This is a genomic window from Xanthomonas sp. 1678, assembly GCF_031455575.1.
In the GTDB taxonomy this organism is placed as follows: domain Bacteria; phylum Pseudomonadota; class Gammaproteobacteria; order Xanthomonadales; family Xanthomonadaceae; genus Xanthomonas_A.
Genome location: NZ_JAVDSZ010000005.1, coordinates 1 through 26,151, shown reverse-complemented (window position 1 = coordinate 26,151; position 26,151 = coordinate 1). Strand labels below are relative to the sequence as shown.

Genomic DNA, 26,151 nt, shown 5'->3' with positions numbered 1-26,151 from the left:
CGCATGTCCGCACTGCAAAAATGGATTGACTACGAAGAACGGCGTGCGCTGTTCTGGTGGAAACCGAAGAACGGGGAGATCAATGTCGGCGATCACCTGTCCAAGATCATCGTCTCCAATGTCCTCGGCCAGCGCGACCGCACCCTGCTGGACAAGCGCGACAAGCGCAAGCGCCTGATCGCGATCGGCTCGGTGCTGCATTTCGCCAGGGATGGCGACACGGTGTGGGGCAGCGGCGTCAACGGCAAGATTCCGGCCGACCGGCACACCTTCCGCAGCCTCGACGTGCGCGCCGTGCGCGGCCCCAAGACCCGCGCGTTCCTGCGCGAGCGCGGGCTGGAGGTGCCGGAGATCTACGGCGATCCGGGGCTGCTGATGCCGCTGTTCTTCCCGCGCGAGGCGCTGGCGCCGCCGGCCACGCGGCAGCCGTTCCTGATCGTGCCGCACTTCAACGAACCATCGGACAAATATGCGCGCTACAAGGACCAGCTGGTGTTGCCGAACCGGCAACCAGCCACGTTCGTGCGGCAACTGCTGGGCGCGGAACTGGTGGTGTCCAGTTCCTTGCACGGCCTGATCCTGGCCGAGGCCTACGGCGTGCCGTCGGTCTACCTGGATTGGGGCAATGGCGAGGACCGGTTCAAGTACGACGATTACTACCACGGCACCGGACGCATGCAGTGGCATGCCGGCCACAGCGTGGAGGAGTGCCTGGCCTTGGGCGGCAACGCGGGTTTCGATCTGGACAGCGTGCAGCGCGGTCTGTTGGACAGCTTCCCCCATGACCTCTGGTGACCGCCAGCCCGAAACCCAGGAGGTGATGGCGCTGGGCGGCTATCCGATCCTGCGCACCACCGAAGCGGCGTTCGCGCATGCGCTGTTCCAGGCGCGCGCGCGCGGCGAGCAGCGCCAGGTGTTCTTCGCCAACACCAACTTCGTGGTGCAGTGCCAGGCGTTGCGCGCGCGGTTGCGCGCGCCGGACGTGCGCATCGTCAACGACGGCATCGGCATGGACCTGGGCGCGCTGCTGGTGCACGGCCGGCGCTTCGCCGGCAACCTCAACGGCACCGACCTGATCCCGTACCTGTGCCGGCACAGCCCGCGGCCGCTGCGCTTCTTCCTGCTCGGCGGCCGTCCGGGCGTGGCCGAGTCCGCCGCGCAGATGCTGCGGCAGACGCTGGGGCAGGACGTGGTCGGCACCTGCGACGGCTACGCCGAGTTCGCCGCCGCCGGCGCCGGGTTGACCGATCGCATCAACGCCAGCGGCGCCGACGTGGTGCTGGTGGCGTTCGGCAATCCGCTGCAGGAAACCTGGATCCTCGACCATGCCGCGCAGCTGCGAGCGCCGTTGCTGTTCGGGATCGGCGCGTTGCTGGATTTCCTGTCCGGCAAGGCGCAACGCGCGCCCGAATGGGTGCGGCGGCTGCACATGGAGTGGATGTACCGGTTGCTGCGCGAGCCGCGCCGCCTGCTCAAGCGCTACAGCTGGGACCTGCTGGTGTTCTTCGGCGTGTGCCTGCGCAATGGCCGGCACCTGGACCAGGGGATGGCGGTGCCGGGAAGCCAGCGCATGCCCTGAACCGCGCGCCGCGGCGATCACGCATCGGCGCGTGCACGGAGGGAAGTGCCGGCGCATGCGGCCGGATCGAGCCGGCACACAGTGCCGCGGGCGATCGGTTGGCACAGCTATGGATGGGCCAGGCGACCGTGCGCAATGGCCTATTCCAATCGCGCTGGCGAACCCTAGACTGACGCATGGCCACCGCATCCTCCTCCCGTATCCAGACGTTGCTGCGCGACCTGTCGCTGCAGCCGCATCCCGAAGGCGGGCACTATGCCCGCGTGCATACCTCCACGCTGCAGGTCCAGCACGAGGCGACGACGCGTCCGGCCTGCACCGCGATCCGCTTCCTGTTGGTGCACGGCGAACACAGCGACTGGCACCGGATCGATGCCGACGAGACCTGGCAGTGGGAGGAGGGCGGCGCGCTGGAACTGCTGAGCTTCGATCCGCGGCACGGCCTGCAACGCCATCGGCTGGACGCCAGCGAACGCGGCGGCCTGTCCGCCGTGGTGATCGCCGCCGGCAGCTGGCAAGCGGCGCGGCCGCTGGACGACTATTGCCTGGTGCGCTGCGTGGTGGCGCCGGGCTTTCTGTGGGAACGCTTCGAACTGCTGTCCGCCGCCGATCCGTTGGCCGCGAAACTGCCCACGCTGGCAGTCTGAACAACGTCGCGCCGGGTTCGGCGCCGATCCAATTGCTGGAGTGTGGCCGGATGCGTTTGGCGAATGCGGTACGGGGCGGCTGTGCCGCAGTGTTGTTGGCATGCGCGGCGTTGGCCGCGGCGCAGCCGGGTCCGCCGCCGGCAGTGCAGGCCGCCGCGCCGCCGGTGGTCGACCTGGATGCGGTGCTGGTCACCGGCCGCCAGCCTGGTCCCGGGCTGTGGCAGGTGCGCCGTGGCGAGCATGTGCTGTGGATCCTGGGCACGGTGTCGCCGTTGCCCAAGCGCATGCAGTGGGAATCGGGCGAAGTGGAACGGGTCATCGGCCAGTCGCAGCAGGTCATCGCCGCGCCGACGCTGTCGCTGTCCTCCGATCTGGGCGTGTTCCGCAGCATGCTGTTGCTGCCGTCGCTGCTGAAGGCGCGGCGCAACCCGGACGACAAGACCCTGCAGCAGGTGCTGCCGGCGGATCTGTATGCGCGTTGGCTGCCGCTGAAGGCGCGCTACCTGGGCCGCGACGGCAGCGTGGAAAAATGGCGCCCGGTCTTCGCCGCGCAGGAGCTCTACGAGGCGGCGATGCGCAAGTCGGGGTTGAGCATGGCCAGCGTCACCGAGCCGGTGATCGCGCGCGCGGCCAAGCGCGCCAAGGTGCCGATCGTGCCGGTGGTGGTGGAAGTGAAGGTGCCCGACGCCAAGCGCGCGCTGCAGGAATTCCGCGCCACCTCGTTGAATGACAGCCGCTGTTTCGCGCGCACCCTGCAGGTCATCCAGGGCGACCTGGAGACGATGCGCCAACGCGCCAATGCCTGGTCCGAAGGCGATCTGGACGCGCTCGCCGGGTTGCCGGGCAACGACCAGTACCGGGTGTGCGTGGATGCGGTGGGCGAAGCGGCGATCGCGCGCAAGCTGGGCCTGGGCGACGTGCGCCGGCGTGCGCGGGACAAGTGGCTGGAGACGGCCGAGCGGGCCCTGGCGCAGCACCGTTCCAGCTTCGCGGTGTTGTCGATGCAGACCTTGCAGGAGGCCGACGGCCCGCTGGACCGGCTGCGCGCGCGCGGCTACGAGGTGATCGCGCCCTGATGCGCCGACGTGCGGCGCACGCTACTGGCCGCGCCGCACCTGCCGCTCCCGGCATGCCGACCCTCGCCGGCGGTCAGCCGGCCGCGGTGCGCGGCGTGCTGGCGCCGGCGGCCAGTTGCGGCCAGCGCGCCAGCACCGCGGCGCGGATGCCGGCGGCGTCGATGCCGGCTTCGGTCAGCAACTGCTCGCGGCTGGCGTGGTGCTGGAAGGCGTCGGGCAGGCCCAGGTGCAGCACCGGGCGCAGCACGCCTTCCGCATTGAGCAGTTCGGCCACGCCGGAGCCGGCGCCGCCGGCCACCACGTTGTCCTCGATGGTCACGAAGCCGTCGTGGCTGCGCGCCAGTTCCAGCAGCAGTGCGCGGTCCAGCGGCTTGACGAAGCGCATGTTGACCACGCTCAGGCCCAGTTCGCGGCCGACCTGTTCGGCCGCCGCCACGGTCGCGCCGAACGCCAGCAGCGCCAGCGTGGCGCCCTGCAGGCGCAGCTGCGCCTTGCCGATCGGCAGCGTGTCCAGCGCCGTGCCGGGCGCCACGCCGGGGCCGGTGCCGCGCGGGTAGCGCACCGCGGCCGGGCCGGCATGCTGCAGGCCGGTGCTGAGCATCTGCCGGCACTCGGCCTCGTCGGCCGGCGCCATCACCACCAGGTGCGGCACGCAGCGCAGGAAGCTCAGGTCCAGGTTCCCGGCGTGGGTGGCGCCGTCCGGGCCGACCACGCCGCCGCGGTCGATCGCGAACAGCACATCGAGTTTCTGCACCGCCACGTCGTGCACCAGCTGGTCGTAGCCGCGCTGCAGGAAGGTCGAGTAGATCGCCACCACGGGTTTGGCGCCCTGGGTGGCCATGCCCGCGGCCAGCGTCACCGCGTGCTGCTCGGCGATCGCCACGTCGAAGTAGCGCTGTGGGTATTCCTTGCTGAAGCGCACCAGGCCCGAGCCCTCGCGCATCGCCGGGGTGATCGCCAGCAGCGCCGGTTCGGCGGCGGCCATGTCGCAGATCCACTCGCCGAACACGTCGGTATAGGTCGGCGCCTTGGCCCCCGGCTTGGACACCAGGCCCTTGCTCGGGTCGAACGGGCCGACCGCGTGGTAGCCGATCTGGTCGCCCTCGGCCAGTTCGTAGCCCTTGCCCTTGGTGGTGATCACGTGCAGCAGCTGGGGCCCCTTCAGCGTCTGCAGGGTCTTCAGTGCGCCGATCAGCGCCGGCAGGTCGTGGCCGTCGATCGGGCCGGTGTAGTGGAAGCCCATCTCCTCGAACAGCGTGGACGGCACGAACATGCCCTTCCAGTGCTCTTCCCAGCGGCGCACGAAGCGCGCGGTGGGATTGCTCTTCTTGTCGCCGAGGATCTTCTTGCCGCCCTCGCGGATCGCATTGAGGGTCTTGCTGCCGCTCATGCGGCCGAGCATCTTGGTGACCCCGCCGACCGCCTCGGAGATCGACATGCGGTTGTCGTTGAGGATCACCAGCAGGTTCGGCTCAGGCTCCATGCCGCCGGCGTGGTTCAAGGCCTCGTAGGCCATGCCGGCGGTCATCGCGCCGTCGCCGATCACCGCCACCACCTTGCGTTCGTCGCCGGCGCGCTGCAGCGCGATGGCCATGCCCAGCGCCGCGGAGATCGAGGTGGAGGAATGGCCGACGCCGAAGGTGTCGTAGTCGCTTTCCTCGCGCTTGGGGAACGGCGCCACGCCGTCGGCCTGCTTGACCGTATGGATCTGGTCGCGGCGCCCGGTCAGGATCTTGTGCGGGTAGGTCTGGTGGCCGACGTCCCACACCAGCTGATCCACGGGGGTGTCGTAGAGGTAGTGCAAGGCGACGGTGAGTTCGATCACGCCCAGGCCGGCGCCGAAATGGCCGCCACTCTTGCCGACGCACTCGATCAGGTAGGCGCGCAGCTCCTCCGCGATCGCCGGCAGCTCGGATTCCTCGAAGCGGCGCAGTTCGGCGGGGATCTGGATGCGCGAGAGGCGCGGATAGCGGGTGGGATCGATCATCGGAATCTGGATTCAGCGGACCGATCATTTTCCTCCCCATTCCGAAGACGGGCAAGCAAACCGGTTCAGCTGGGCGCAGCGCGGGCCGTTGCGGGGACCGGGTGCGGCAATCCGTCGCAGGCAAGGGCGCCGACTGCGCCGCCGTGGCGGGTCAGACCGACAGCTTGGAGCGCTTGGGCAGTTGCGCCTTCAGGAACGACATCTGGTCGGCCAGGATGTTGCGGTTGGACAGGATCAGGTGCTCGATCCAGCTCGGCCGGTAGGGCACCGCCAGCAGCGGCATCGACGCCTGCTGCGGGGTGCGGTTGCCCTTGCGCGAGTTGCAGTGGAAGCACGCGGTGACCACGTTCTCCCAGGTGTCGCGGCCGCCCTTGGACACCGGCAGCACGTGGTCGCGGGTCAGTTGTGGGCGGCTGAACTGCTGGCCGCAGTACAGGCACAGCTGCGCGTCGCGGGCGAACAGCGCGGTGTTGGTCAGGGTCGGGGTGGGGTCGAGCGCGCGCGAACGGGCATGGCCGCGCGCGGCGATGATCGGATGCAGGTGCAGCACGCTGCGCTCGCCGCTGGCGCGCGACATGCCGCCATGGATGTGCATGCACGGCTCGCCCAGGGTCCAGGCCACCGCGCCGCGCGCATACAGGCAAGCGGCCGATTGCCAGTTGATCCAGTCCAGCACCCGGCCGTGCGCGTCGAGCGACAGCAGGCGGACCGAAGGCAGGTGGGCGGGGGGCGGCGGCAACGACGCGCCGCCGGCCGAAGCGGCGAAGGCTCCGGTATCGATCAGACCAAGCGTTGTTGTGTCTGTCTCCATCGGGAAAACAGCTTATACCCGATTGTTGACGATTTGTGTATCGCACCGGGACGGATCTGCGCGACCGGCGCATGCGCTGCCGGTCGCGCCTTGCGCAGGGTTCAGAAGTGCGCGTCGGCCATCGCCATCAGCGGTTCGGCGCCGGCCTCGATCACCGCGGCGTGGGTCAGCGTGCGCGGCAGCAGCTTGGCGTAGTAGAAGCGCGCGGTCTCGCGCTTGGACTGCTTGAACGCCTCGCTGTGCGCCGATGCCTCGGCCGCGGCGACGCTGCGCGCCCACCAGTAGGCCAGCACCACGTAGCCGGAATAGAACACGTAGTCGTAGCTGGCCGCGCCCAGCTCGTCGGCATTGCCGGCGGCGCGCTGCAGGATGCGCTTGGTCAGCGCCGCCCATTCGCCGGCCTTCTCGCGCAGCGGCGCGATGAACTCGGCCACCGCCGGATTGTCCGCGTGCTCGCCGGCGAAGGCCTCGATCTGCGCCAGGAACAGCTTCAGCCCGGCGCCCTGGCTGGACGCGGTCTTGCGCCCGATCAGGTCCAGCGCCTGGATGCCGGTGGTGCCTTCGTACAGCGTGGTGATGCGCGCATCGCGCGCCAGCTGCTCCATGCCGTGCTCGTGGATGTAGCCGTGGCCGCCGAAGCATTGCAGCGCGTGATAGGTGTTCTCTACGCCCCATTCGGTCTGGCAGGCCTTGGAGATCGGGGTCAGGAAACTGACCAGCACGTCGGCCCGCTCGCGTTCGGCCGGGTCCTGCGCATGGTGGGCGACGTCGATCAGGGTCGCGGCGTGCAGCGCCAGCAGGCGGCTGCCTTCGGTCAGCGCCTTCACCGTCAGCAGCATGCGGCGCACGTCCGGATGCACCAGGATCGGGTCGGCCGGCTTGTCCGGCAGCTTGGCCCCGGTCAGCGAGCGCGACTGCAGGCGCTCGCGCGCATAGCGCAGGGCGTTCTGGTAGGCGCGCTCGGACAGGCCGATGCCTTGCAACCCAACGCCCAGGCGTGCGGTGTTCATCATCGTAAACATGGCCTGCAGGCCCTTGTGCGGCTGGCCGACCAGGTAACCCTGCGCGCCGTCGAAGTTCATCACGCAGGTGGCCGAGCCGTGGATGCCCATCTTGTGCTCCAGCGAGCCGCAGCGCACCGCGTTGCGCTCGCCGACGCTGCCGTCGCGGGCGACCTTGAACTTGGGCACCACCAGCAGCGAAATGCCCTTGGCCCCGGCCGGCGCGTCCGGCAGCCGCGCCAGCACCAGGTGCACGATGTTGTCGGTGAAGTCGTGCTCGCCGGCGGTGATGAAGATCTTGGTGCCGCTGACCGACCAACTGCCGTCGGCGTCGGGTTCGGCGCGGGTCTTGAGCAGGCCCAGATCGGTGCCGCAGTGCGGTTCGGTCAGGCACATGGTGCCGGTCCAGCGGCCGTCGACCAGCGGCTTCAGGAACACCTCCTGCTGCCAGGCCTCGCCGTGCTGCTTCAGCGCCTCGACCGCGCCATGCGACAGCAGCGGGAAGTTGCCCCAGGCCAGGTTGGCGGCGTTGACCATTTCGTTGAGCGGCACGCCCAGCGTGTGCGGCAGGCCCTGGCCGCCGAATTCGACCGCGGCGGTCAGGCCGGTCCAGCCGCCGTCGGCGAACTGCCGGTAGGCCTCGCGGAAACCGGGTGCGGTGGTGACCGCGCCGGTGGCCGCGTCCAGCGTGCAGCCATGCTCGTCGCCGACCCGGTTCAGCGGCGCCAGCACCGTGCCGGTGAAGCGCGCGGCTTCCTCCAGGACGGCATCGACCACGTCGGCGGTGGCGTCGGCGTAGCCCAGGCGGGCGAACAGGGCCTCCACCTGCAGCACGTCGTGCAGCGCGAAGCGCAGGTCGGTCAGCGGGGCTTGGTAGGTGCTCATGCGGTCGCTCGGAACAGAGGCCGCGGCGCGGCCGAGATGCGCAGGATACTACGGCGTATGGATGTGGGGCCGGATTGGGGATTGGAGATTCGGGATTCGTAACGGCGATCGCGCGGTGTGGATGGATCGAGGCCCGCAGCTGGCTTTTACGAATCCCCAATCCCGACTCCCGAAGCGCTCCACAACGGCCGAAGGCCGGTCATCACGGCTTTCCATGCACCGTGACTGTCGCAGTCATGCCCGCGGCCAGGATGGTGCCCTCCGGCACGCTGGCCGGGTCGATGCGCACCCGCACCGGCACCCGCTGCGCCAGGCGGATCCAGTTGAAAGTTGGGCTGACGTCGGCGAGCAGCGAGGCGCTGGTCGGGTTGTCGCTGTCGGCGATGCCGCGGGCGATGCCTTCGACCCGTCCATGCAGCAGCACCCCGCCGCTCATCAGGCGGATGTCGGCGCGATCGCCGACGTGCACCTGCGGCAGTTTGGTCTCCTCGAAGTAGCCGTAGACCCACATCGCGTCGTCGCGCACCAGCGCCAGCCGCGCGCCGCCGGCCTGGGCGTAGTCGCCGACGCGCACGTCCAGGTTGGTGACGTAGCCGTCGGCGGTGGCGCGGACCTGGGTGCGCTGCAGGTCCAGCGCGGCCAGGTCGACCGCGGCCTGGGCCTGCTCCACCGCCGCCAGCGCCTGCGCCTGTGCGGCGCTGGCCTGGCCGCGCACGGCGGCGGTGCGGTGCACGTCGGCCTGCGCCGAGCGCGCGGTGGCCTCGGCGTCGGAGCGGGCCTCGGCCGAGATCACCGCCGCGGCGCGGGCGCGGCGTTCGGCCTGCGCGCGGCGCATCTGGAATTCGGCCTCGCTCGCCGCCTGGCTGGCGGCCGCGGCGGAGATGCTGGCGCCGGCCGAGCGCGCCTGCGCCTGCGCCGCGGCCAAATCGGCGCGGGCCTGCGCCAGGGCCAGCTCGAAGCGCCGCCGATCGACGCTGAACAGCACGTCGCCGCGCTTGACGTGCTGGTTGTCGGTCACCGCGACCGCATCGACCAGGCCGGACACGTCCGGGGCGATGCGCACCACTTCGGCGCGCACGCGGCCGTCGCGGGTCCACGGCGACAGCATGTAGTGGCGCCACAGCGCATGCGCGAGCAGGGCGGCGATCAGCACGACCGCGGCGGTCAGGGCGAAACGGATCAGGGCAGGGGTCTTCATGGCGGGACTCACGGCAAAAGGAGCAGGCCGCACGCGGCGAACACGGCGACGTACAAGGCCAGGCGGAACAGCGGCGGGTGCCAGGCGTAGCGGTACAGCCCGGCGCGGCCGGCCAGCGCGTCGACCGCCCAGGCGGCGAACAGCAGCAGCACCGCCAGCACCAACAGGCCGGGCACGTACACGCCGGCGATCGAGATTTCAGCGGGCAGCGACATCGGCGGCTCCTGGCGAGGGCGGGGCGGGCGGGTGCCCGCTGGCGAGTGCGGCAAGCACCGAGTCGGCATCGAGCAGAGCGCCGCGCAGCAGGTGCAGGTGCTCGCGGGTGCGTTTCCAGCGCAGCGGCACCTGGCCGTCGACCCGGCTCGCGGCCAGCGCCGCGTCGATGCGCTGCAGCGCCAGGCGGTGCCGTGCCGGCGAGGGCGCCAGGTACAGCGCGGCCAGCGCCTGCACCGCGGCGTCCACGTCGGCCGCCAGCGCGGCCGGCAGGTCGCCGTCGGCGGCGTCGCGGCGCAGCTCGACCAGGGTGCGCCCGGTCTCGTGCACCGACAGCGCCCAGCCGAGCAGGTCGCGCAGTTCGTCGCTGCCCGGCGGGGTATGCGCGACGATCTGCTGGAACAGGTCGCGGTTGACGCTTTCCAGGCGCAACTGCAGGCCGGGCAGCGGCGCGCGCGCGGCCAACGTGGTCTGCCGCCGCAGCTGTTCCAGCAGGCGCCGGCGATGCCAGCGAGTGCCGATCACCGGCGGCACGAACACGAACGCCACGCTTACCGCCAGCGTGCCCAGCAGCAGCGGCACCACGCTGTTGAAGGTGGCGACGGCATCGAAGTGCGGCGTGGGCTGCACCGCCAGGATCGAGATGAAGGCCAGGTTGGTGCCGGTGGCGAAGCCGAACAGCGCCGGCTTGGAGGCCAGGTACAGGGTCAGCAGCAGGAACGGTGCGGTGCCGGCGACGAACAGGACGTAGCCGTCCATCTGCGGCAGCACCAGCAACTGGCAGACCGCCCCCAACGTGGCGCCGAACACGAAGCCCTTGAACAGCGAGCGCGCCGCCGCCGGCGCGTTGGCGCTGGACGACAGGATCGCGCTCAACGCCACCGCCTGGAACACCGCGGTGGCGCCGCTGATCCAGCCGGCCTGGATCCACAGCCAGCACATCGCCGCCACCAGCAGCGCGCTGCGCAACGCGGTCAGCGCCGCCGCCGCGTAGTCGTTGCCGCGCAGGAACACCGCGGTGTCGCCGCCGGCCTGCGGCGTGCGCCACTGCTGCGGGGCGACCAGCGCGGCTTCGGCGGCGACGTAATCGTGCAGCTCGCCGAAGAAGCGCCGCAGCAGCGACACGCCGGTATCAAAATCCTCATAGCGCGCGCTCGGCAGGGTGTCGCGTACCGCGGCGGCGCGAGGTGCCAGCGCGTCGCGGCACTCGGCCAGCCGGCGCGCGGTCTCGGCGGTGCGCTCGCGGCCGCCGCGCTCGCTCAGCGCCGCCTTCAGCGGCCGGTACAGGCCGATCAGCGCATCGGCGACCTCGCCCTCGGCCTGGCGCAGCAGGCGGTTGATGTAGTGGTGCAGCGACTGGAAGCTGGTGGACACGGCCATGAAGCGCTGGTTGAGCAGGCGCAGGCGGCCGCTGCGCACGCGCGCCTCCGGGTCTTCGAACACCACCGAGCTGCGCAGGTCCTCGATCTCCACCGCGTCGCGGACGAAGCGCAGGTGCGCCTGCTCCATCGCCGCGCGCGGCAGCTGGCCGCCGGTGGCGTCGCGGACGAAATCGAGGAAGCCGTCGTAGGCGCGGCGCACGGTGTCGCGCAGGGTCTGGCGCAGGCGGCTGGGGAACACCACGTCGCTGACCACGCCGGTCACCAGCAGCCCCAGCAGCACCTCGGTCACGCGCGCGACCACCAGCGTGAACACGTTCTCCGGCTGGTTCACCGCCGGCAGCGCGATCAGCGCCACGGTATAGCCGGACAGCACGAACGCGTACGCCTTGAAGTTGCGGTACAGCAGCGCGCCACCGGTGCACAGGCCGATCCACAGCGCCAGCGCCAGCACGAACAGCACCGGCTCCTGCGGAAACAGCGCGACCATCGCCAGCGCGGCGACGCTGCCGATCAGTGTGCCCAGCACGCGATAGAACCCCTTGGCGAACACCATGCCGGTCTGTCGGTGCATCACCACCACCACGGTGATCATCGCGGTCATCGGCGAGGACAGGTCCAGGCGCAGCGCGATCCAGCCGGCGAGGTAGATCGACAGCAGCGTGCGCAGCACGAACAGCCAGGCTTCGCCTTCGCCGCGCAAGGCCTCGGCCAGCAGCGTGCGCAGGCGCTGCGGCGCCGCCGCGCCTGCGGGCGCGCCGGTGCCGACATCGGCGCGGTGCGCGCTCATGCGTCGCGCTCCACGCCGCGCAGCAATGTCTTCAACAGGGCTTCCAGTTGTGCCAGTTCGGCGCGCTGCAGGTGCTGCGCATAGCCGCTGAGCTGCGCGAACACGTCGGGCATGAACGCCGCGATCAGGCGCTCGCCCTCGGCGGTCAGGCGCAGCAGCAACATGCGCCGGTCCTCCGCGCTGGGGCTGCGCTGGATCAGGCCCTTGTCGACCAGATGGCTGGTCAGGCGGGTGATGTTGGCCGATTTCTCGCTGGCCGCGTCGCTCAGCTGCGACGGACTCAGGGTTCCGTCGGGACTGGCGTCGATCATCATCAGCACGTTGTATTCGGAGTAGTTCAGGCCATAGGCGCGCAGCAGGTCGTTGCCCTGGTCCAGGATCAGCTTGTGCAGCAGCTTGATCAGGCGCACGACCGTGGCCGCGTCGCGCGGGAAACCCGGATGCTTGCGGCCGGTGACGTCCAGGCGCTGTTCGGTGGCACCGAAGCGGCTCATGCGTGGCTGCCTATTTTGTACATATGTATATATTACATTTATGTATTAATTTGGCGGTAATGACAGCTGAACGTGCCCAGGCTCTTGTGGAGCGACGTTCTGGACTCGTCGATGCACCCGGCGCTGGCGCGATGGCGCAGACCCACCGGAGGCGGGTGCGTGGGTCAGTGGGGCGCTGGCGATGGCCAGTACAGCAGCGGGCCCGCGAAGGTCGTGGCTGCGATCGGTGAAGCGCCGGTCGACGGCATGGCGTCGGCCCTCGACGTTTTGGGCGAGTTACTGGGGCGGTGATGGCGCTTCGGGCAGTGCGAGCCGGCAGGGTTGCCGGGTTCAGCGAAGGTCTTGGCGATGTCGATACAGCCGCGAGCTGCGGCGCTTCGCCGCGCTATGACGAGCAATCGCTGCGGAGCAAGTTCAGGCTATTTCTTTGTCGAGGAGACATTCTGCCCAGGCGGCAGGCAGGCGCAGGTCGCCTGCCGACTACCGGTACCGCAGTGCCCGCGCCGCAGCGCCGGCAGCGCGGCGGCGGTTGGCGTCAACGCAGGACGCCGTCCAGTCCAGGCGCCGGGCTGAGCATGTTGCGCGTGTCGATCTCGAAGTTGCGCTGCTTCTTCTCTTCCGGCGTCGCGTCGATGCTGCCCTTGAGCGTGTACTCCAGGCTGCGGCGCCCGGCCAGCGCGTCGGCGACCGCGATGCGGGCAGCCGAACTGGGGCGCAGCGCGATGCTGACCACGTCCGCCGTTTCCGGTCCGATCGAGATCCCGGGCGCGGTCTGCACGGTCCCGGCGGCTTCGCCGCCCACGCCCAGTTCCAGGCGCACGGTGTCGTAGCGCATCGGGATGCTGCTGTAGTTCTGCAGGCGCAGGTCCACCTTCCAGCTGCCGTCCATGTTGACGGTGAGTTGCTGCACGCTGGCGGCGGGGTCGGACACGCGGCGCACCATGCCGTCGCCGCAGCCAGACAGCAGCGCAGTGCACAACACGAGCAAGCCGAAGCGAAGCCGCTGACCCATAACCGAATTCCAAGACGTGAAGATCGGCGAAGAATACTACGGCGCCTGGGCACTGCGTGGTGGGGCGGGCACGCCGAAGGCGTGCGCGTGGACGCTGGACATTCCTGTCGGCAGGAGGTTCCGGCAGAGGCTCGCCGTCTCGTGGCGTCCCGTCGCCATGCGCGCCGTGTCGCGGTACCGCAGCGCAGCCATGCCGGGCGCGGTCTCGATCGGCGGCGCGCGCTACAGCATGGGCGGGCAGATCGGCGCCGCAGGCTCGCTGCACCTGCACCTGCACCTGCGCGAACTCGTCGGCTTGGTCAGCGCCGCAGCGCTGGTCGCAGCGCCACCGCTCCTGCGAACCGGTAGCGCGGCACCCGCATGTGCAGTGCGATCCCACCTGCAAGGCAGATCATGCGTCTCCGGTAGCAGATGCGGCAGTAGTCCTTCATAGCGCGCCGGCTGAAACAAAGGATCTGACGTGCCACCGCCAGCGGCACAGAACGCTCCGGTGGCAGAGGCTTAGACGCCGGTGGCGCGGGATCCTTCCACGTCGCGCTGTCCTCGGCGACCTGGTCCATGACCATTGCCAGCGGCATCCGTGCCGTGCATGGACCAGGCACCGAGGACGCCCGCAGCATGGCGCGCGCCGCCGTCCGGCACAGTCGGCGCACGCCCTGCCGTGCGGTAGGGAAATTCCGGAAACACCACACTTGCCCAATTCCGACAGCATCGCTATGATGCGCGTCCTCGCACCGGTCCTGCCGCGTTGCGCAGTGGCCGAGTAGCTCAGTTGGTAGAGCAGGGGATTGAAAATCCCCGTGTCGGCGGTTCGATTCCGTCCTCGGCCACCATTACACCAAGGGCCTGCAGAAATGCAGGCCCTTTTCTTTGCGGCAAGCGCTGCCGCACGATTGCGTCGTGCCGCCGCATACGCGCCGAGGGCTGCGACCGCGTTGCCCGGGCTTCCGCGGTACATGCCTGCGCGGGCGCCAGCGCTGAGCGACACGATATGCCGATTTCCGCACGTCACTCATGTTTTGTCCGATGCCGTTGCCCCGCCTTTCTGCCTCAGACGCGACCATTTACAGGACGTCGCACGTACGGGGGCGCATGTTCACGCGCCGTAGACAAATGATGGGATGCGGCCTTTTTTCGGGATATACCGCTCAACTACTGGCCGCGGCTGTCGCAATCATTGGGTACATGGCCAACAGGGGAAGCCAATGAACAGCGGATTGTTGCGGTTTTGCTTGTGTGTCATGGCCTGGGCGTTTGCGGGAGCTGCGAGCGCCGCTGCAACAGCGGATGTTTCCGATGCGGATGCCGCCTCCCAGGCGGGTGTCGGCAACGGCGCGCCGTACATCGAGCAGATCGGTGCCGAATGCGTGCAGGTCAACGTGTACCTGCATCACCGCGATGGTGTCGCCGAGCAGGTCGTCCTGCGCGAGCCGGTGGAGTGCGGCGGCCACAGCGAGGATCTCGCAGTCGCCGATCTGTTCCCCTGACGCCTGGTGGCGCGTCGATTCTGAGTTCCGGTCCGGCGCCAGCGGTTCAAACAGCGCCAGCGTCTGCCGGTCCGTCGCGCTGAGCTAGCGGCGCCAGCGCGACCCACCCGGATGCCATGGCGTGCGGAAGGCGCGCACGCATCGCGCGCGCAGTCGCAGCGGACAACGCGCGCATGGCAACTTTGCGCCGCGGCCAATCGCCTGCCGCATCGCCGCGCGCGGTCGCGCCGCGGCTTTACATCGTTGCCGCGCTGCTGCATAAGGCTGTCTTCTCCCCTTGCTGGATCGCGCATGCGTCATTCATCGATCGCGATGCTGCTGGCCTGTGTGCTGTGCCTGGCGCTGCCGGCGCGGGCCGCGCAGCCGGTGAGCTCGGTCGCCGAGTTCGACCTGGGCCGCTACGCCGGGCAATGGCACGAAATCGCGCACCTGCCGGTGTCGTTCCAGAAGAAATGCACCGGCGACATCACCGCCGCCTACATGCTGCGCGACGACGGACTGGTCGGCGTGCGCAACGCCTGCCGGACCGGCAAGGACGGCGTGCTCGCCGCCGAGGGCGTGGCACGGCGGGTCCAAGGCCATCCCGGACGGCTGCAGGTGCGTTTCGCGCCCGATTGGCTGGCCTGGGTGCCGATGGTCTGGGCCGATTACTGGGTGATCGCGCTGGATCCGGACTACCAGTGGGCGCTGATCGGCGAACCGGACCGCAAATACCTGTGGGTGCTGTCGCGTTCGCCGCGGATGCCGCGCGCGCTGTTCGAGCAGATCAAGGCCAGGGCGGTGGCGATGGGCTACGACCTGGATCCGTTGCTGGTCGTCGCGCCGCTGGACTGAGCCCGCGCGCCGGTCCGCGGGCGACTGCGCGCGGCACATCGCCGCTAAGCGGCGAAGGCCACGCGGGCTGCGGCGAGCAGCCGGGCGCTGGCGCCGTCCTGCAGCAGCTGACGCGGCGTATGGCCGTCGAGCTGCGCGTGGCGGCCGTTCAACCACTGCGACAGCGCGGCATGGTCGCCACCGCAGCCGTTCCAGACGATGCAGATGGTCTCGCCGACATCGGCCAGGTGTTCGGCACGCAACTGCGGCAGCGTGTGCGCATCGCGCGCCAGCCAGTCGATCACGCGCTGCGCGTCGCCGGCGGAGCCGTAGGTGGCGCCGCCGATCAGGGAGAGCGTGTCGTTCGTGCGCGACAATTGGCCGGCCCTGTCGCGCTCGGCGCGGCGCATGCCTTGCAGCACCGCCTTGATGCGTTGCTCGTTGGAAGTCTGTTGTGGCATGAGGGGGGCAACGATGAGCAACGGTCGCGACAGGTTGCCGCAGTCATTCTGTACGTAGCGTCACCTCACCGTCGGCCAGCCGCGCGCGCAGGCGGTCGCCGGGCGCGAGTTGCGTGGTCGAGCGCACCAGCGTGCCGTCGTCGACCCGGGTCAGGATCGTGTAGCCGCGCGTCACCGTGGCCAGCGGGCTGACCGTTTCCAGCGCGCGGGCCAGCGCGCGCAGGCGTTGCGCGTCGGCCTGCAGCTGGCGCGCCATCGCCGCTTGCGGGCGCCTGCCGAGCGCCAGCAGGCGCTCGCGCAGGGCCGCCAGGCGCCGTTGCGGTTGCGCCGTGCGCAGCACCGCGGCGGCATGGCGCAGGCGCGCGCCGCGGCGTTCTTGCTGCTGCCGCCACAGCGCCAGCAGGCGGCGCGCGGCATCCTGCTGGCGCCGTCGCAGCAATTGCAGCTGCGCTTGCGGGCTCTGCGCCTGCAGCCGCAGCAAGGCGCGATCGGCGCGTTGCATCGCCTGGCGCAGGCGGTGCTGCTGCCACTGCAGCAGCCGCGCGTGCTGGCCGCGCAGGCGCGCGGCGAGATCGCGCTGGTCGGGGGCGAGCAGTTCCGCGGCGACCGACGGCGTCGGCGCGCGCAGGTCGGCGGCGAAGTCGGCCAGGGTCACGTCGGTCTCGTGGCCGACCGCCGACACCACCGGCGTGGCCGCGGCGGCGATCGCCCGCGCCAGGCGTTCGTCGTTGAACGCCCACAGGTCTTCCAGCGAGCCGCCGCCGCGGGTCAGCAGGATCGCGTCGTAGCGGCCGCTGGCATCGGCGCGCTGCAGCAGCGAGGTGAGTTGCGCCGCGGCGCTGTCGCCTTGCACCAGGCTCGGCAGGATGTCCACCTGCAGCAGCGGCAGGCGCCGGCCGAGCACGCTCAGCACGTCGCGCACCGCCGCGCCGCTGGGCGAGGTGATCACCGCCAGGCGGCGCACGAAGGCGGGCAGGGCGCGCTTGCGCTCGCTGGCGAACAGGCCTTCGGCGGCCAGTCTGGCCTTGAGTTCCTCGAAGGCGCGGCGCAACGCGCCTTCGCCGGCTTCCTCCAGATGATCCAGCACCAACTGGTAGTCGCCGCGCGCCTCGTACAGGGTCAGGCGGCCGCGCGCGAGCACGCGCAGGCCCTCGCGCGGCACGAACTTCAGCCATTGGCTCTTCGGCTTGAACATCGCGCAGCGCACCTGCGCCCGCGCGTCCTTCAAGGTGAAGTACAGATGGCCGGACGAGGGCCGGGTGACGTTGCCCAGTTCGCCTTCCACCCAGGCCAGCGGGAACGCGCTTTCCAGCAGATCGCGCGCCAGCGTGTTGAGCTGGCTGGGGCTGAGGATCTGGTCGTCGCGATCGGGCATGCGGGCGTTGCGATGGGTGCGGGCGTCTATCGTCGCACGTCGGCGTGATCGGCCGGTCGCGGCGTGGCGCCGTCGCTTGTGGACGCTGCGTCTGCATGCCGCGCCAGCGCCCATTGCACATGCTCGCGGACCAGCGGCGAAGCGTGCTGTGCGCGCGCGCCGAGCGCGGCCAGCACCTGCGGCGTGGTAGGCGCATTGCCCAGCGCCACGGCCAGGTTGCGCAGCCAGCGCTCGTGGCCGCTGCGGCGGATCGCGCTGCCTTCGGTGCGGCGCAGGAACTCGTCTTCGTCCCAGGCGAACAGCTGCGCCAGCGTGGCCCGATCGAGGTCGTTGCGGGCGCGGAAGTCGGGTTCGTCGCTGCGCTTGGCGAACTTGTTCCATGGGCACACCAGCTGGCAGTCGTCGCAGCCGAAGATGCGGTTGCCGATCGCCGGGCGCAGTTCCTCGGGAATCGCGCCGTCGTGCTCGATGGTCAGGTAGGCGATGCAGCGGCGCGCGTCCAGCCGGTACGGCGCGACGATCGCCTGGGTCGGGCACACGTCGATGCAGCGCGTGCAAGTGCCGCAATGCTCGCTGGCCGGCGGGTCGATCGGCAGCGGCAGGTCGACGTAGATCTCGCCGAGGAAGAACCAGGAGCCGCCGTTGCGGTCGATCAGGCAGGTGTGCTTGCCGATCCAGCCCAGGCCGGCGTCGCGCGCCAGGGCGCGCTCCAGCACCGGCGCCGAATCGACGAACACGCGATGGCCGAAGCGGCCGATCTCGGCCTGGACGCGCTCGGCCAGCTTCTGCAGGCGGTTGCGCATCAGCTTGTGGTAGTCGCGGCCCAGCGCGTAGCGGGCGACGTAGGCGCGCTCGCCGTCGCGCAGCGTGTCCCAGGCCGAATCGTCGTCGTTGCGGCCGTAGTCCAGACCGACCGAGATCACCCGCAGCGTGCCCGGAATCAGTTCGGCCGGGCGCGCGCGCTTGTCGCCATGCTGCGCCATCCACTGCATCGTGCCGTACAGGCCTTGCGCCAGCCAGTCGCGCAGATGTGCCTCGTCCTGTTGCAGCTCGATCCCGGCGATGCCGCAGCGCTGGAAGCCGAACTCGCGCGCGAGCGCGCGAATGCGCGCGGCGGCGGCATGGGGATCGACAGGAGCAACGTTGCTGGACATGGTGCAAGTATAGAATCTCGCGCATGTCCGACTCGTTCGATCTCTACGCCACCGCCGCCGCGCGGCGCCTCGACGCGCAGGCCACGGCCTTGCTAGGTGGCGACGGCTACACGCTGATGCAGCGTGCAGGCCAGGCCGCCTGGCAGGCGCTGCTGCAGCATTGGCCGCAGGCGCAGCGCATCCTGGTGGCCTGCGGCACCGGCAACAACGGCGGCGACGGCTACGTGCTGGCGCGGCTCGCGCATTGCGCCGGACGCCGCGTGCGCGTGCTGCATCTTCCCGGGCGCGGCCCGCAATCGGCGTTGGCGCAGCGCGCCTGCACCGACTACATCGGCGTCGGCGGCCGCATCGAGGTGTTCGATGCCGCGCTGGACCAGGCCGACGTGGTCGTCGACGCGCTGCTCGGCATCGGCCTCAATCGCGCACCCGACGCCGAACTGGCCGCCTTGCTGGGCGCACTGGCCGGGCTCGGTGCGCCGGTGTTGGCGCTGGACGTGCCCAGCGGCGTGGATGCCGAGCGCGGCAGCGTGCCCGGCGCGGCCTTGCCGGCGACGCTGACCGTGCAGTTCATCGTCGCCCATGCCGGATTGCACACCGGTGCGGCGTTGAACCATGTCGGCGACGCCACCCTGGCGACGCTGGACGTGCCGGCCGCCGCGTTCGACGGCTGCACGCCGCAGGCGCAGGCCTGGACCGCCGCGGCGCTGGGCACGCGCTTGGCGCCGCGCCGGCGCGACAGCCACAAGGGCGATTCCGGCCACGTGCTGTGCATCGGCGGCAACCTCGGCAGCGGCGGCGCGGTCATGCTCGCGGCCGAAGCGGCGTTGCGCGGCGGCGCCGGCCTGGTCAGCGTGGCGACGCGCGCACCGCATGTGGCGCCGCTGCTGGCGCGGTGTCCGGAAGCGATGGCGCACGCGGTCGAGGACGGCGCCGCGCTGGCGCCGCTGCTGCGCAAGGCGAGCGTGGTCGCGCTCGGTCCAGGTCTGGGCCAGGACGAGTGGGCGCAGGGCCTGTGGCGGCTGGCGCTGGCGGCGGAGTTGCCGATGGTGATCGATGCCGATGCGCTGAACCTGCTGGCGCAATCGCCGCGCGCATTGCCGGACGCGGTGCTGACCCCGCATCCGGGCGAGGCCGGGCGCCTGCTCGGCATCGCCACCGCCGAGGTGCAGCGCGACCGCTTCGCCGCCGCCGCGGCGCTGGCCGAGCGCTACCAGGCGACGGTGGTGCTGAAAGGCGCCGGCAGCATCGTCGCCGCGCCAGGGCGAGTGCCGCGGGTCATCGCCGCCGGCAATCCGGGCATGGCGGTTGGCGGCATGGGCGATCTGTTGACCGGGGTGATCGCCGCACTGCGCGCGCAGGGTCTGGACGCGTTCGACGCGGCCAGCGTTGGTGCGCTGCTGCATGCCGCGGCCGGCGATCGCGCCGCCGCCGCCGGCCAACGCGGCTTGCTGCCGTCCGACCTGCTGCCGGCGCTGCGCCACCTGGCCAATCCGGAGGCGGAGCGATGATGCATCTCCATCTGCACGACAGCGACGCCACCGAGCGCCTGGGCCAGATCTTGGCCGCCACCCGCCCTGCGCTGGCGACGGTACACCTGCATGGCGATCTGGGCGCCGGCAAATCGACCCTGGCACGGGCGCTGCTGCGCGCGCTGGGGGTGCAGGGCGCGATCCGCAGCCCGACCTACACCCTGGTCGAGCGCTATCCGCTGTCCGACGGCGAAGCCTGGCATCTGGACCTGTACCGCATCGGGGCCGCCGGCGAACTGGATTTCTTGGGGCTCGACGAAGCCGCGGCGACGCTGTGGCTGGTGGAATGGCCCGAACGCGGCGGCGACATGCTGCCGCCCGCCGATCTGGCCGTGGCGCTGGCACTGCACGATGCCGGACGCTCGGTGCAGTTGCGGACCGGCACCGCGGTGGGCGAGGCGTGGCTGGCGCGGGTCGCAGAACGGGACGACTTGCACGGTCTTTCTGTCGGCTGACACTAGGAAGTGCAGGCAGGTTATGGATTATTAAGGGAAAACCGCTTGTGTTTATGGCGCGGTGATGCTTGAATCGCCCCCATGCGCCTGGGGATCCGATTTTTCGCCTGTTCCGCCATCGCCGCAGGCTGGTGCCTAGCGGCGCAATCGGCGTTTGCGGGCCAGGTGCAGGCGGTGTCGGTCGGCAATGGCGCCACCGGCACCCGCGCGGAGATCCGGCTGCAGGGCAGCGGCGGCTTCACCACGCTAACCCTGGCCAATCCCAACCGGCTGGTCGTCGATCTGCCCGAATCCTCGGCCGCGCAAGGCCTGAAGCTGCCCGCCGGCAACGGCGTTGTCACCGCCGTGCGCACCGGCCATCCGGTTCCCGGCACCTTGCGCATCGTGTTCGACCTGAGCAGCCCGGTGGTGGCGTTCAAGCCGCAGATGCAGACCGTCGGCGGCAGTTCGGTGCTGGTGATCGAGTGGCCGGGCGATGCGTCGTCGGCCAAGCCGGTGGTCAGCGCCAGTGCCGCCGCGCCGGCATCGACCGCGTCCAGCAATCCCCAGCCTGCCGCCGCCGCGGATGCGGTCGCGGCCAAGCCGACGCCCGATCCACGCCAGGAAGCGGCACGCGCGACCGCGGCCTTGACCTCGTCGGTGGTGCAGCGTGCGGCGCCGGCGCCCGCACCGGCACCCACGGCGCCGTCCAGCGCAGCGCCGACGCCGGCGCCGATGGCCGGTGCGATGGCGGCACCCGCTGCGGCCCAGGCCGCGGTGGCGGCGACCGGAACTCTGGTGCCGGCCCCTTCGACCAGCAGCACCGTGCCTGGCCAGCAGGGCGTCGCGGCAGCGCCGGGGCCGGCGAAGCCCGATGCCGTGGCCAGCGCCGACGACGCGGCCGTGGCTGCCGCGGCCGAAGCGCGCCCGGTGATGCCGAGCGCGCCGTCGCGGGTGGCGATGAAGCCGGGCATGCGGCCGTTGATCGTGGCTATCGATCCCGGCCACGGCGGCCAGGATCCCGGCGCCACCGGCCCGACCGGCAAGCGCGAGAAGGACGTGACCCTGGCGATCGGCCGCGAACTGGCGCGGCAGATCAACGCAACGCCAGGCATGAAGGCCTACATGACCCGCGACAGCGACGTGTTCATCCCGCTGCCGATGCGCGCGCAGAAGGCGCGCGCGGCCAAGGCCGACATCTTCATCTCGATCCACGCCGACGCCGCCGAGAACCGCAGCGCGACCGGCTCCTCGGTCTACGTGCTGTCGACCAAGGGCGCCTCCTCGCAGCGCGCACGCTGGTTGGCGGACAAGGAAAACGCGGCCGACCTGGTCGGCGGCGTGCGCCTGCAGAAGACCGACAGCACCCTGGCCAGCGTGTTGCTGGACCTGGCCCAGAGCGGGCACATGAAGGCCTCCGAAGACGCGGCCGGACACGTGCTGGGCGGGCTCAAGCGGATCGGCAACAACCACAAGCCGGAACTGGAGCGCGCCAACTTCGCGGTGCTGCGCACCTCGGACATGCCGGCGATGCTGGTCGAGACCGCCTTCATCTCCAATCCGGACGAAGAGCGTCGGCTGACCGATCCGGGCTACCAGCGGCGCCTGGCCGGCGCGGTGCTGGACGGGGTCAATACCTTCTTCACCCGGCAGCCGCCGCCGGGCACGCTGTTCGCGGCGCGCGCGCAGGCCGAGGCCGAAGCCGCCAGCACCGTCGCCGGCGGCAGCCGCTGAGGCGCTCGGCTATCATCGCCGGCTGATCCTCATGACGGCGTCCGCGCCGTGAGCCGTGCCGATGTTCCGTAACCGTTGCTGTTCTCCCGTTTCCGAATCCGGCGCGATCGCGCGGCGTCTGAATTGCGCGTGCGCGCCGCAGTGCGCGCAGGAGCCGACATGAGCATCCGCCAGTTGCCCGACATCCTGATCAACCAGATCGCCGCGGGCGAGGTGGTCGAGCGTCCCGCCTCGGTGGTCAAGGAACTGGTCGAGAACGCGCTGGATGCCGGCGCACGCCGCGTCGACATCGACCTGGAAGAGGGCGGCGTGCGCCTGATCCGGATCCGCGACGACGGCGGCGGCATCGCGCCGGAGGAATTGCCGCTGGCGGTCTCGCGCCACGCGACCAGCAAGATCGCCTCGCTCGACGACCTGGAGTCGGTCGGCACGCTCGGTTTCCGCGGCGAGGCGCTGCCGTCGATCGCCTCGGTCAGCCGCTTCACCCTGGCCTCGCGGCGTCCCGGCGACGAACATGGCGTGGCGCTGCAGGTCGACGGCGGCAAGGTCGGCCAGGTGCAGCCGCGCGCGCAGGCGCCGGGCACCACGGTCGAGGTGCGCGAGCTGTTCTACAACGTGCCGGCACGACGCAAGTTCCTGCGCGCCGAGCGCACCGAGCTGGGCCACATCGAGGAATGGCTGCGCTCGCTGGCGCTGGCGCGCCCGGACGTGGAGCTGCGCGTCTCCCACAACGGCAAGCCGTCGCGGCGCTACAAGCCCGGCGACCTGTATTCGGATGCGCGGCTGGGCGAGACCCTGGGCGAGGATTTCGCGCGGCAGGCGCTGCGCGTGGACCACAGCGGCGCCGGGCTGCGCCTGCACGGCTGGATCGCGCAGCCGCACTATTCGCGCGCCAGCGCCGATCAGCAGTATCTGTACGTCAACGGCCGCTCGGTGCGCGACCGCAGCGTCGCGCATGCGGTGAAGATGGCCTACGGCGACGTGCTGTTCCATGGCCGCCAGCCGGCGTACGTGCTGTTCCTGGAACTGGAGCCGTCGCGGGTCGACGTCAACGTGCATCCGGCCAAGCACGAGGTGCGCTTCCGCGATGCGCGGCTGATCCACGACTTCGTCTATCGCACGTTGCAGGACGCGCTGGCGCAGACCCGCGCCGGCAGTACGCCGACCGCCGGCGATGCCGCGCAGGCGCCGCCGATGGCGTATGCCGGCGGCGCGCTGCCGATGTCCGGCGCGGTGGGCAGCGGCACCGGGGGCGGCGGCTACGGCGCGCAATGGCGCCCGGCGCAATCGCCGCTCGGCCTGCGCGTCAACGAGGCCCCGGCCGCCTACGCGGCGCTGTATGCCGCGCCCGCGGGGAGCGCCGATGGGGCGGCGGCGACCCTGCCGCTGCAGGCCCAGGATGCGGCCGGCGGCCTGCCGCCGACCTCGCCCGACAGCGGCGTGCCGCCGCTCGGCTATGCGATCGCGCAGCTGCACGGCATCTACATCCTGGCCGAGAACGCCGAAGGCCTGATCGTGGTCGACATGCACGCCGCGCACGAGCGCATCGGCTACGAACGGCTGAAGAACGCGCACGACGGCATCGGCCTGCATGCGCAGCCGCTGCTGGTGCCGATCACCCTGGCGGTGGGCGAGCGCGATGCCGACACCGCCGAGCGCGAGGCGGACACGCTGGCCGCGCTGGGCTTCGAGATCACCCGCAGCGGCCCGCAGTCGCTGCACGTGCGCAGCATCCCGGCGCTGTTGGCCCAAGCCGAACCGGAAGCTCTGCTGCGCGACGTGCTGACCGACCTGCGCGAGCACGGCCACAGCCGCCGCGTCGCCGGCGCGCGCGACGAACTGCTGTCGACGATGGCCTGCCACGGCGCGGTGCGCGCCAACCGGCGCCTCACCGTGCCGGAAATGAACGCGCTGCTGCGCGACATGGAAGCCACCGAGCGCTCCGGGCAGTGCAATCATGGACGCCCGACCTGGGCGCGCTTCACGCTGGGCGAGATCGATCGATGGTTCTTACGGGGGCGCTGATGGGCAAGTGGGGAAGAACGACGGCGCTGCTCGTCGCGCTGCTCGCGTTGGGCGCATGCGGCAAGCAGGCGCCGGCACCGGCCGCGCCGGCGCTCGCCGACAAGGCGTTCCTGGCCGATCAGCAGCGCTGGCGCGAACAGCGCAGGCAGGAACTGCAGGCGCCCGACGGCTGGACCAGCCTGGTCGGCCTGCACTGGCTGGAACTGAAGGAACACTACATCGGCAGCGGTCCCGGCAGCGGCATCCGCCTGGCGGTGGGACCGGCGCGGATGGCGCTGGTGTCGCGCGTGGACGGGCAGGTGTTCCTGACCCCGGAGCCCGGCGCGGCGCTGCGCATGGACGGCAAGCCATTGCAGCGGCGCACGCGCCTGTACAGCGACCACGACGCCACGCCCAGCGTGGTCGAGTTCGACGACGGCAAGGGCAAGCTGAGCCTGATCGCGCGCGGCGGCCGCTATGCGCTGCGGGTCAAGCACGCCGACGCGCCGACCCGGCTCGGCTTCGCCGGGTTGAGCGACTGGCCGCCGGCCGAATCCTGGCGCATCCGCGGCCGCTTCGTGCCCAACGCGCCGGGCAAGACCCTGCCGATCGTCGACATCATCGGCGTCACCACCGAATCGCCCAATGCCGGCGCGCTGGAGTTCGAGCGCGACGGCAAGCGCCTGCGCCTGGAAGCGATCGGCGAACCCGGGCGCCCGCTGTTCGTGGTGTTCGCCGACCGCACCAGTGGCCGCGGCAGCTATCCGGCCGGTCGCTTCCTGGACGTGCCGGCGCCCAACGCCGACGGCAGCGTGGTGCTGGATTTCAACCGCGCCTACAACCCACCGTGCGCGTTCACCCCGTTCGCGACCTGCCCGCTGCCGCCGCCGGAGAACCGGCTGGACCTGGCGGTGGAGGCCGGCGAGAAGAGCTACGCCGCCGCGCACTGACTGACCCGAGACTCCGATGACGCCGATTCCGCGCCTGCTGCGCTGCCTGCTGTTGTGCCTGACCCTGTTCGTCGCCGCACCGGCGCCGGCGCGCGCACCGCTTCCCGTCGCTACGCCCAGCGCCACGCCAGCGCCGCCGACGCCGCTGCTATGGAAGGTCGACGGGCCGCGCGGCGCGCTGTACCTGCTCGGCTCGTTCCATCTGCTCAAGCCCGACGACTACCCGCTGGCGCGCGAAGTCGATGCGGCGTACGCGGCGTCGCCGCGGCTGCTGTTCGAACTGTCGCCGCAGGACGTGGACGCGCCGCAACTGGGCGCGCAGATGCTGCAGGCGGCGCAACGCCAGGACGGCAAGCGCCTGCAGGACGACCTGGATGCGGCCACCTGGCAGCGTCTGCGCCGCTACGCCGATGGCCACGGCCTGCCGCTGCAGCAGATGGGCGGATTCGAGCCGTGGTTCGTCGGCCTGAGCATCAGCATCGCCGAGATGAAGGCGCAGGGCCTGCAGGCCGACGCCGGCCTGGACCGGCATTTCATGGACATGGCGGTGCAGGCCGGCAAGGCCGTGGAAGGCCTGGAAACCGCGCAGACGCAGATCGCGATGCTCGACGGCATGGAGCCGGTCGAGCAGCGGCAGATGCTGGTCGAAGCGCTGGACGATGCCGAACAGGGCGCGGCGCAGACCCGGCGCCTGCACGACACCTGGCGCCGCGGCGACGAGCGCCAGCTGTGGCAGGAGATCGGCGTGGAGATGAAGCGCGACTATCCGCGCCTGTACCAGCGCATCAACGTCGATCGCAACCAGGCCTGGCTGCCGCGGCTGGAACAGCGCCTGCGCGATGGCCAGGGCGACACCCTGGTGGTGGTCGGCGCCTTGCATCTGCTCGGCCCCGACGGCGTGGTCGAAGCGCTGCGCGCGCGCGGCTACAAGGTCGAGCGGATCCGTGCGTCGCCAGCGCCGCGTTCGCGCTGAGCAGCGACAACAGGATTGCAGCGCCGAGCCAATGCAGCGCCGTGTGCGCCGGTTAGGAGTAGGGACATTTTTGTAGGAGTCAACTGTCATGCAGAAGCGATCTCCGGAGGAGCGTAAGGCGCCTGGTCTCGAGCAATGGCATTGAGCCATCGCAGGTACTTGTGC

At 70.8% G+C, this 26,151-nt stretch carries 24 protein-coding genes and 1 tRNA gene; 14 read left to right on the top strand and 11 right to left on the bottom strand.

The genetic code is table 11. The features are described from left to right. Window positions 1-3 precede the first annotated feature (3 nt). From J2Y70_RS10840 to J2Y70_RS10825, 4 genes are all read left to right on the top strand, one after another. Window positions 4-795, top strand: a complete 792-nt coding sequence (locus tag J2Y70_RS10840) for a polysaccharide pyruvyl transferase family protein (RefSeq protein ID WP_309917124.1) — start codon at window positions 4-6, stop codon at window positions 793-795. Beyond that, the gene (locus J2Y70_RS10835; protein ID WP_309917121.1) at window positions 782-1,579 is read left to right on the top strand and encodes a WecB/TagA/CpsF family glycosyltransferase; all 798 of its coding nucleotides are present in this window, start codon (window positions 782-784) and stop codon (window positions 1,577-1,579) included. Before J2Y70_RS10840 ends, J2Y70_RS10835 begins: the two co-directional genes overlap by 14 nt. A gap of 176 nt (window positions 1,580-1,755) precedes the next feature. Further along, the gene (locus J2Y70_RS10830) at window positions 1,756-2,226 is read left to right on the top strand and encodes a cupin domain-containing protein (protein ID WP_309917118.1); all 471 of its coding nucleotides are present in this window, start codon (window positions 1,756-1,758) and stop codon (window positions 2,224-2,226) included. Between the two features lie 89 nt (window positions 2,227-2,315). Then, the gene (locus J2Y70_RS10825; RefSeq protein ID WP_309917115.1) at window positions 2,316-3,302 is read left to right on the top strand and encodes a TraB/GumN family protein; all 987 of its coding nucleotides are present in this window, start codon (window positions 2,316-2,318) and stop codon (window positions 3,300-3,302) included. 73 nt (window positions 3,303-3,375) lie between these two features. On the opposite strand, the gene dxs is transcribed toward J2Y70_RS10825, so the two are convergent. The 8 genes from dxs to J2Y70_RS10785 form a co-directional block, all read right to left on the bottom strand. Continuing rightward, the gene (dxs, locus tag J2Y70_RS10820; RefSeq protein WP_263394884.1) at window positions 3,376-5,289 is read right to left on the bottom strand and encodes a 1-deoxy-D-xylulose-5-phosphate synthase; all 1,914 of its coding nucleotides are present in this window, start codon (window positions 5,287-5,289) and stop codon (window positions 3,376-3,378) included. Window positions 5,290-5,440: 151 nt separating this feature from the next. Next, the gene (locus tag J2Y70_RS10815; protein WP_263394883.1) at window positions 5,441-6,100 is read right to left on the bottom strand and encodes an HNH endonuclease; all 660 of its coding nucleotides are present in this window, start codon (window positions 6,098-6,100) and stop codon (window positions 5,441-5,443) included. A gap of 101 nt (window positions 6,101-6,201) precedes the next feature. Next, window positions 6,202-7,986 (bottom strand): acyl-CoA dehydrogenase C-terminal domain-containing protein, encoded by a 1,785-nt coding sequence (locus J2Y70_RS10810; RefSeq protein WP_263394882.1) that lies wholly within the window; start codon window positions 7,984-7,986, stop codon window positions 6,202-6,204. 202 nt (window positions 7,987-8,188) lie between these two features. Further along, window positions 8,189-9,184, bottom strand: a complete 996-nt coding sequence (locus J2Y70_RS10805) for an HlyD family secretion protein (RefSeq protein ID WP_263394881.1) — start codon at window positions 9,182-9,184, stop codon at window positions 8,189-8,191. Between the two features lie 8 nt (window positions 9,185-9,192). Next, entirely contained in the window at window positions 9,193-9,393 is a 201-nt protein-coding gene (locus tag J2Y70_RS10800) for a DUF1656 domain-containing protein (protein WP_263398475.1), read from the bottom strand. Then, window positions 9,383-11,566: an FUSC family protein gene (locus J2Y70_RS10795; RefSeq protein ID WP_309917107.1), complete on the bottom strand. Its 2,184-nt coding sequence runs from the start codon at window positions 11,564-11,566 to the stop codon at window positions 9,383-9,385. Before J2Y70_RS10795 ends, J2Y70_RS10800 begins: the two co-directional genes overlap by 11 nt. Continuing rightward, on the bottom strand, window positions 11,563-12,060 hold the full coding sequence (locus J2Y70_RS10790; RefSeq protein WP_309917106.1) for a MarR family transcriptional regulator: 498 nt from the start codon (window positions 12,058-12,060) through the stop codon (window positions 11,563-11,565). The genes J2Y70_RS10795 and J2Y70_RS10790 overlap by 4 nt, the downstream gene beginning before the upstream one ends. A gap of 535 nt (window positions 12,061-12,595) precedes the next feature. Then, window positions 12,596-13,072 carry an LEA type 2 family protein gene (locus J2Y70_RS10785; RefSeq protein ID WP_309917103.1) on the bottom strand — a complete coding sequence of 159 codons (477 nt, stop codon included), beginning with the start codon at window positions 13,070-13,072 and terminating at the stop codon, window positions 12,596-12,598. 16 nt (window positions 13,073-13,088) lie between these two features. Between J2Y70_RS10785 and J2Y70_RS10780 the strand changes: the two genes are divergently transcribed. From J2Y70_RS10780 to J2Y70_RS10765, 4 genes are all read left to right on the top strand, one after another. After that, window positions 13,089-13,505: a hypothetical protein gene (locus J2Y70_RS10780; protein ID WP_309917101.1), complete on the top strand. Its 417-nt coding sequence runs from the start codon at window positions 13,089-13,091 to the stop codon at window positions 13,503-13,505. A 324-nt stretch (window positions 13,506-13,829) separates the two neighbouring features. Then, a tRNA-Phe gene (locus J2Y70_RS10775) sits at window positions 13,830-13,905 on the top strand. A 372-nt stretch (window positions 13,906-14,277) separates the two neighbouring features. Continuing rightward, entirely contained in the window at window positions 14,278-14,559 is a 282-nt protein-coding gene (locus J2Y70_RS10770; RefSeq protein ID WP_263394876.1) for a hypothetical protein, read from the top strand. A gap of 291 nt (window positions 14,560-14,850) precedes the next feature. Next, window positions 14,851-15,393 (top strand): lipocalin family protein, encoded by a 543-nt coding sequence (locus tag J2Y70_RS10765; protein WP_263394875.1) that lies wholly within the window; start codon window positions 14,851-14,853, stop codon window positions 15,391-15,393. Between the two features lie 44 nt (window positions 15,394-15,437). Here the strand turns inward: J2Y70_RS10765 and J2Y70_RS10760 are convergent, their stop codons facing one another. The 3 genes from J2Y70_RS10760 to queG are packed head-to-tail and all read right to left on the bottom strand — an operon-like array spanning window position 15,438 to window position 18,362. Then, on the bottom strand, window positions 15,438-15,833 hold the full coding sequence (locus J2Y70_RS10760) for a hypothetical protein (protein ID WP_263394874.1): 396 nt from the start codon (window positions 15,831-15,833) through the stop codon (window positions 15,438-15,440). A gap of 43 nt (window positions 15,834-15,876) precedes the next feature. Beyond that, on the bottom strand, window positions 15,877-17,208 hold the full coding sequence (gene xseA, locus J2Y70_RS10755; RefSeq protein WP_263394873.1) for an exodeoxyribonuclease VII large subunit: 1,332 nt from the start codon (window positions 17,206-17,208) through the stop codon (window positions 15,877-15,879). A 26-nt stretch (window positions 17,209-17,234) separates the two neighbouring features. Beyond that, window positions 17,235-18,362 carry a tRNA epoxyqueuosine(34) reductase QueG gene (queG, locus tag J2Y70_RS10750; protein WP_309917096.1) on the bottom strand — a complete coding sequence of 376 codons (1,128 nt, stop codon included), beginning with the start codon at window positions 18,360-18,362 and terminating at the stop codon, window positions 17,235-17,237. Window positions 18,363-18,385: 23 nt separating this feature from the next. Between queG and J2Y70_RS10745 the strand changes: the two genes are divergently transcribed. The 6 genes from J2Y70_RS10745 to J2Y70_RS10720 all read left to right on the top strand — a co-directional run bounded on the left by J2Y70_RS10745 (window position 18,386) and on the right by J2Y70_RS10720 (window position 25,986). Continuing rightward, window positions 18,386-19,870 (top strand): NAD(P)H-hydrate dehydratase, encoded by a 1,485-nt coding sequence (locus J2Y70_RS10745; protein WP_309917093.1) that lies wholly within the window; start codon window positions 18,386-18,388, stop codon window positions 19,868-19,870. Then, a complete protein-coding gene (tsaE, locus tag J2Y70_RS10740) occupies window positions 19,867-20,346 on the top strand; it encodes a tRNA (adenosine(37)-N6)-threonylcarbamoyltransferase complex ATPase subunit type 1 TsaE (RefSeq protein ID WP_263394870.1) in 480 nt (159 codons plus the stop codon). The genes J2Y70_RS10745 and tsaE overlap by 4 nt, the downstream gene beginning before the upstream one ends. An 81-nt stretch (window positions 20,347-20,427) precedes the next feature. Next, window positions 20,428-22,059, top strand: coding sequence for an N-acetylmuramoyl-L-alanine amidase (locus J2Y70_RS10735; RefSeq protein ID WP_263394869.1), 1,632 nt, complete (start codon window positions 20,428-20,430; stop codon window positions 22,057-22,059). Between the two features lie 159 nt (window positions 22,060-22,218). Further along, window positions 22,219-24,084 carry a DNA mismatch repair endonuclease MutL gene (gene mutL, locus J2Y70_RS10730; RefSeq protein WP_263394868.1) on the top strand — a complete coding sequence of 622 codons (1,866 nt, stop codon included), beginning with the start codon at window positions 22,219-22,221 and terminating at the stop codon, window positions 24,082-24,084. After that, entirely contained in the window at window positions 24,084-25,013 is a 930-nt protein-coding gene (locus J2Y70_RS10725) for a DUF1684 domain-containing protein (RefSeq protein ID WP_263398474.1), read from the top strand. Before mutL ends, J2Y70_RS10725 begins: the two co-directional genes overlap by 1 nt. Window positions 25,014-25,029: 16 nt before the next feature. Continuing rightward, the gene (locus J2Y70_RS10720) at window positions 25,030-25,986 is read left to right on the top strand and encodes a TraB/GumN family protein (RefSeq protein WP_309917088.1); all 957 of its coding nucleotides are present in this window, start codon (window positions 25,030-25,032) and stop codon (window positions 25,984-25,986) included. Window positions 25,987-26,151 lie beyond the last annotated feature (165 nt).

What these genes read in the sequence shown, in the direction of transcription:
- J2Y70_RS10840 (WP_309917124.1), top strand. Translation starts at nt 4, where the DNA reads ATGTCCGCACTGCAAAAATGGATTGACTACGAAGAACGGCGTGCGCTG.
- J2Y70_RS10835 (WP_309917121.1), top strand. Translation starts at nt 782, where the DNA reads ATGACCTCTGGTGACCGCCAGCCCGAAACCCAGGAGGTGATGGCGCTG.
- J2Y70_RS10830 (WP_309917118.1), top strand. Translation starts at nt 1,756, where the DNA reads ATGGCCACCGCATCCTCCTCCCGTATCCAGACGTTGCTGCGCGACCTG.
- dxs (WP_263394884.1), bottom strand. Translation starts at nt 5,289, where the DNA reads ATGATCGATCCCACCCGCTATCCGCGCCTCTCGCGCATCCAGATCCCC.
- J2Y70_RS10815 (WP_263394883.1), bottom strand. Translation starts at nt 6,100, where the DNA reads ATGGAGACAGACACAACAACGCTTGGTCTGATCGATACCGGAGCCTTC.
- J2Y70_RS10810 (WP_263394882.1), bottom strand. Translation starts at nt 7,986, where the DNA reads ATGAGCACCTACCAAGCCCCGCTGACCGACCTGCGCTTCGCGCTGCAC.
- J2Y70_RS10805 (WP_263394881.1), bottom strand. Translation starts at nt 9,184, where the DNA reads ATGAAGACCCCTGCCCTGATCCGTTTCGCCCTGACCGCCGCGGTCGTG.
- J2Y70_RS10795 (WP_309917107.1), bottom strand. Translation starts at nt 11,566, where the DNA reads ATGAGCGCGCACCGCGCCGATGTCGGCACCGGCGCGCCCGCAGGCGCG.
- J2Y70_RS10790 (WP_309917106.1), bottom strand. Translation starts at nt 12,060, where the DNA reads ATGAGCCGCTTCGGTGCCACCGAACAGCGCCTGGACGTCACCGGCCGC.
- J2Y70_RS10785 (WP_309917103.1), bottom strand. Translation starts at nt 13,072, where the DNA reads ATGGGTCAGCGGCTTCGCTTCGGCTTGCTCGTGTTGTGCACTGCGCTG.
- J2Y70_RS10770 (WP_263394876.1), top strand. Translation starts at nt 14,278, where the DNA reads ATGAACAGCGGATTGTTGCGGTTTTGCTTGTGTGTCATGGCCTGGGCG.
- J2Y70_RS10765 (WP_263394875.1), top strand. Translation starts at nt 14,851, where the DNA reads ATGCGTCATTCATCGATCGCGATGCTGCTGGCCTGTGTGCTGTGCCTG.
- J2Y70_RS10760 (WP_263394874.1), bottom strand. Translation starts at nt 15,833, where the DNA reads ATGCCACAACAGACTTCCAACGAGCAACGCATCAAGGCGGTGCTGCAA.
- xseA (WP_263394873.1), bottom strand. Translation starts at nt 17,208, where the DNA reads ATGCCCGATCGCGACGACCAGATCCTCAGCCCCAGCCAGCTCAACACG.
- queG (WP_309917096.1), bottom strand. Translation starts at nt 18,362, where the DNA reads ATGTCCAGCAACGTTGCTCCTGTCGATCCCCATGCCGCCGCCGCGCGC.
- J2Y70_RS10745 (WP_309917093.1), top strand. Translation starts at nt 18,386, where the DNA reads ATGTCCGACTCGTTCGATCTCTACGCCACCGCCGCCGCGCGGCGCCTC.
- tsaE (WP_263394870.1), top strand. Translation starts at nt 19,867, where the DNA reads ATGATGCATCTCCATCTGCACGACAGCGACGCCACCGAGCGCCTGGGC.
- J2Y70_RS10735 (WP_263394869.1), top strand. Translation starts at nt 20,428, where the DNA reads ATGCGCCTGGGGATCCGATTTTTCGCCTGTTCCGCCATCGCCGCAGGC.
- mutL (WP_263394868.1), top strand. Translation starts at nt 22,219, where the DNA reads ATGAGCATCCGCCAGTTGCCCGACATCCTGATCAACCAGATCGCCGCG.
- J2Y70_RS10725 (WP_263398474.1), top strand. Translation starts at nt 24,084, where the DNA reads ATGGGCAAGTGGGGAAGAACGACGGCGCTGCTCGTCGCGCTGCTCGCG.
- J2Y70_RS10720 (WP_309917088.1), top strand. Translation starts at nt 25,030, where the DNA reads ATGACGCCGATTCCGCGCCTGCTGCGCTGCCTGCTGTTGTGCCTGACC.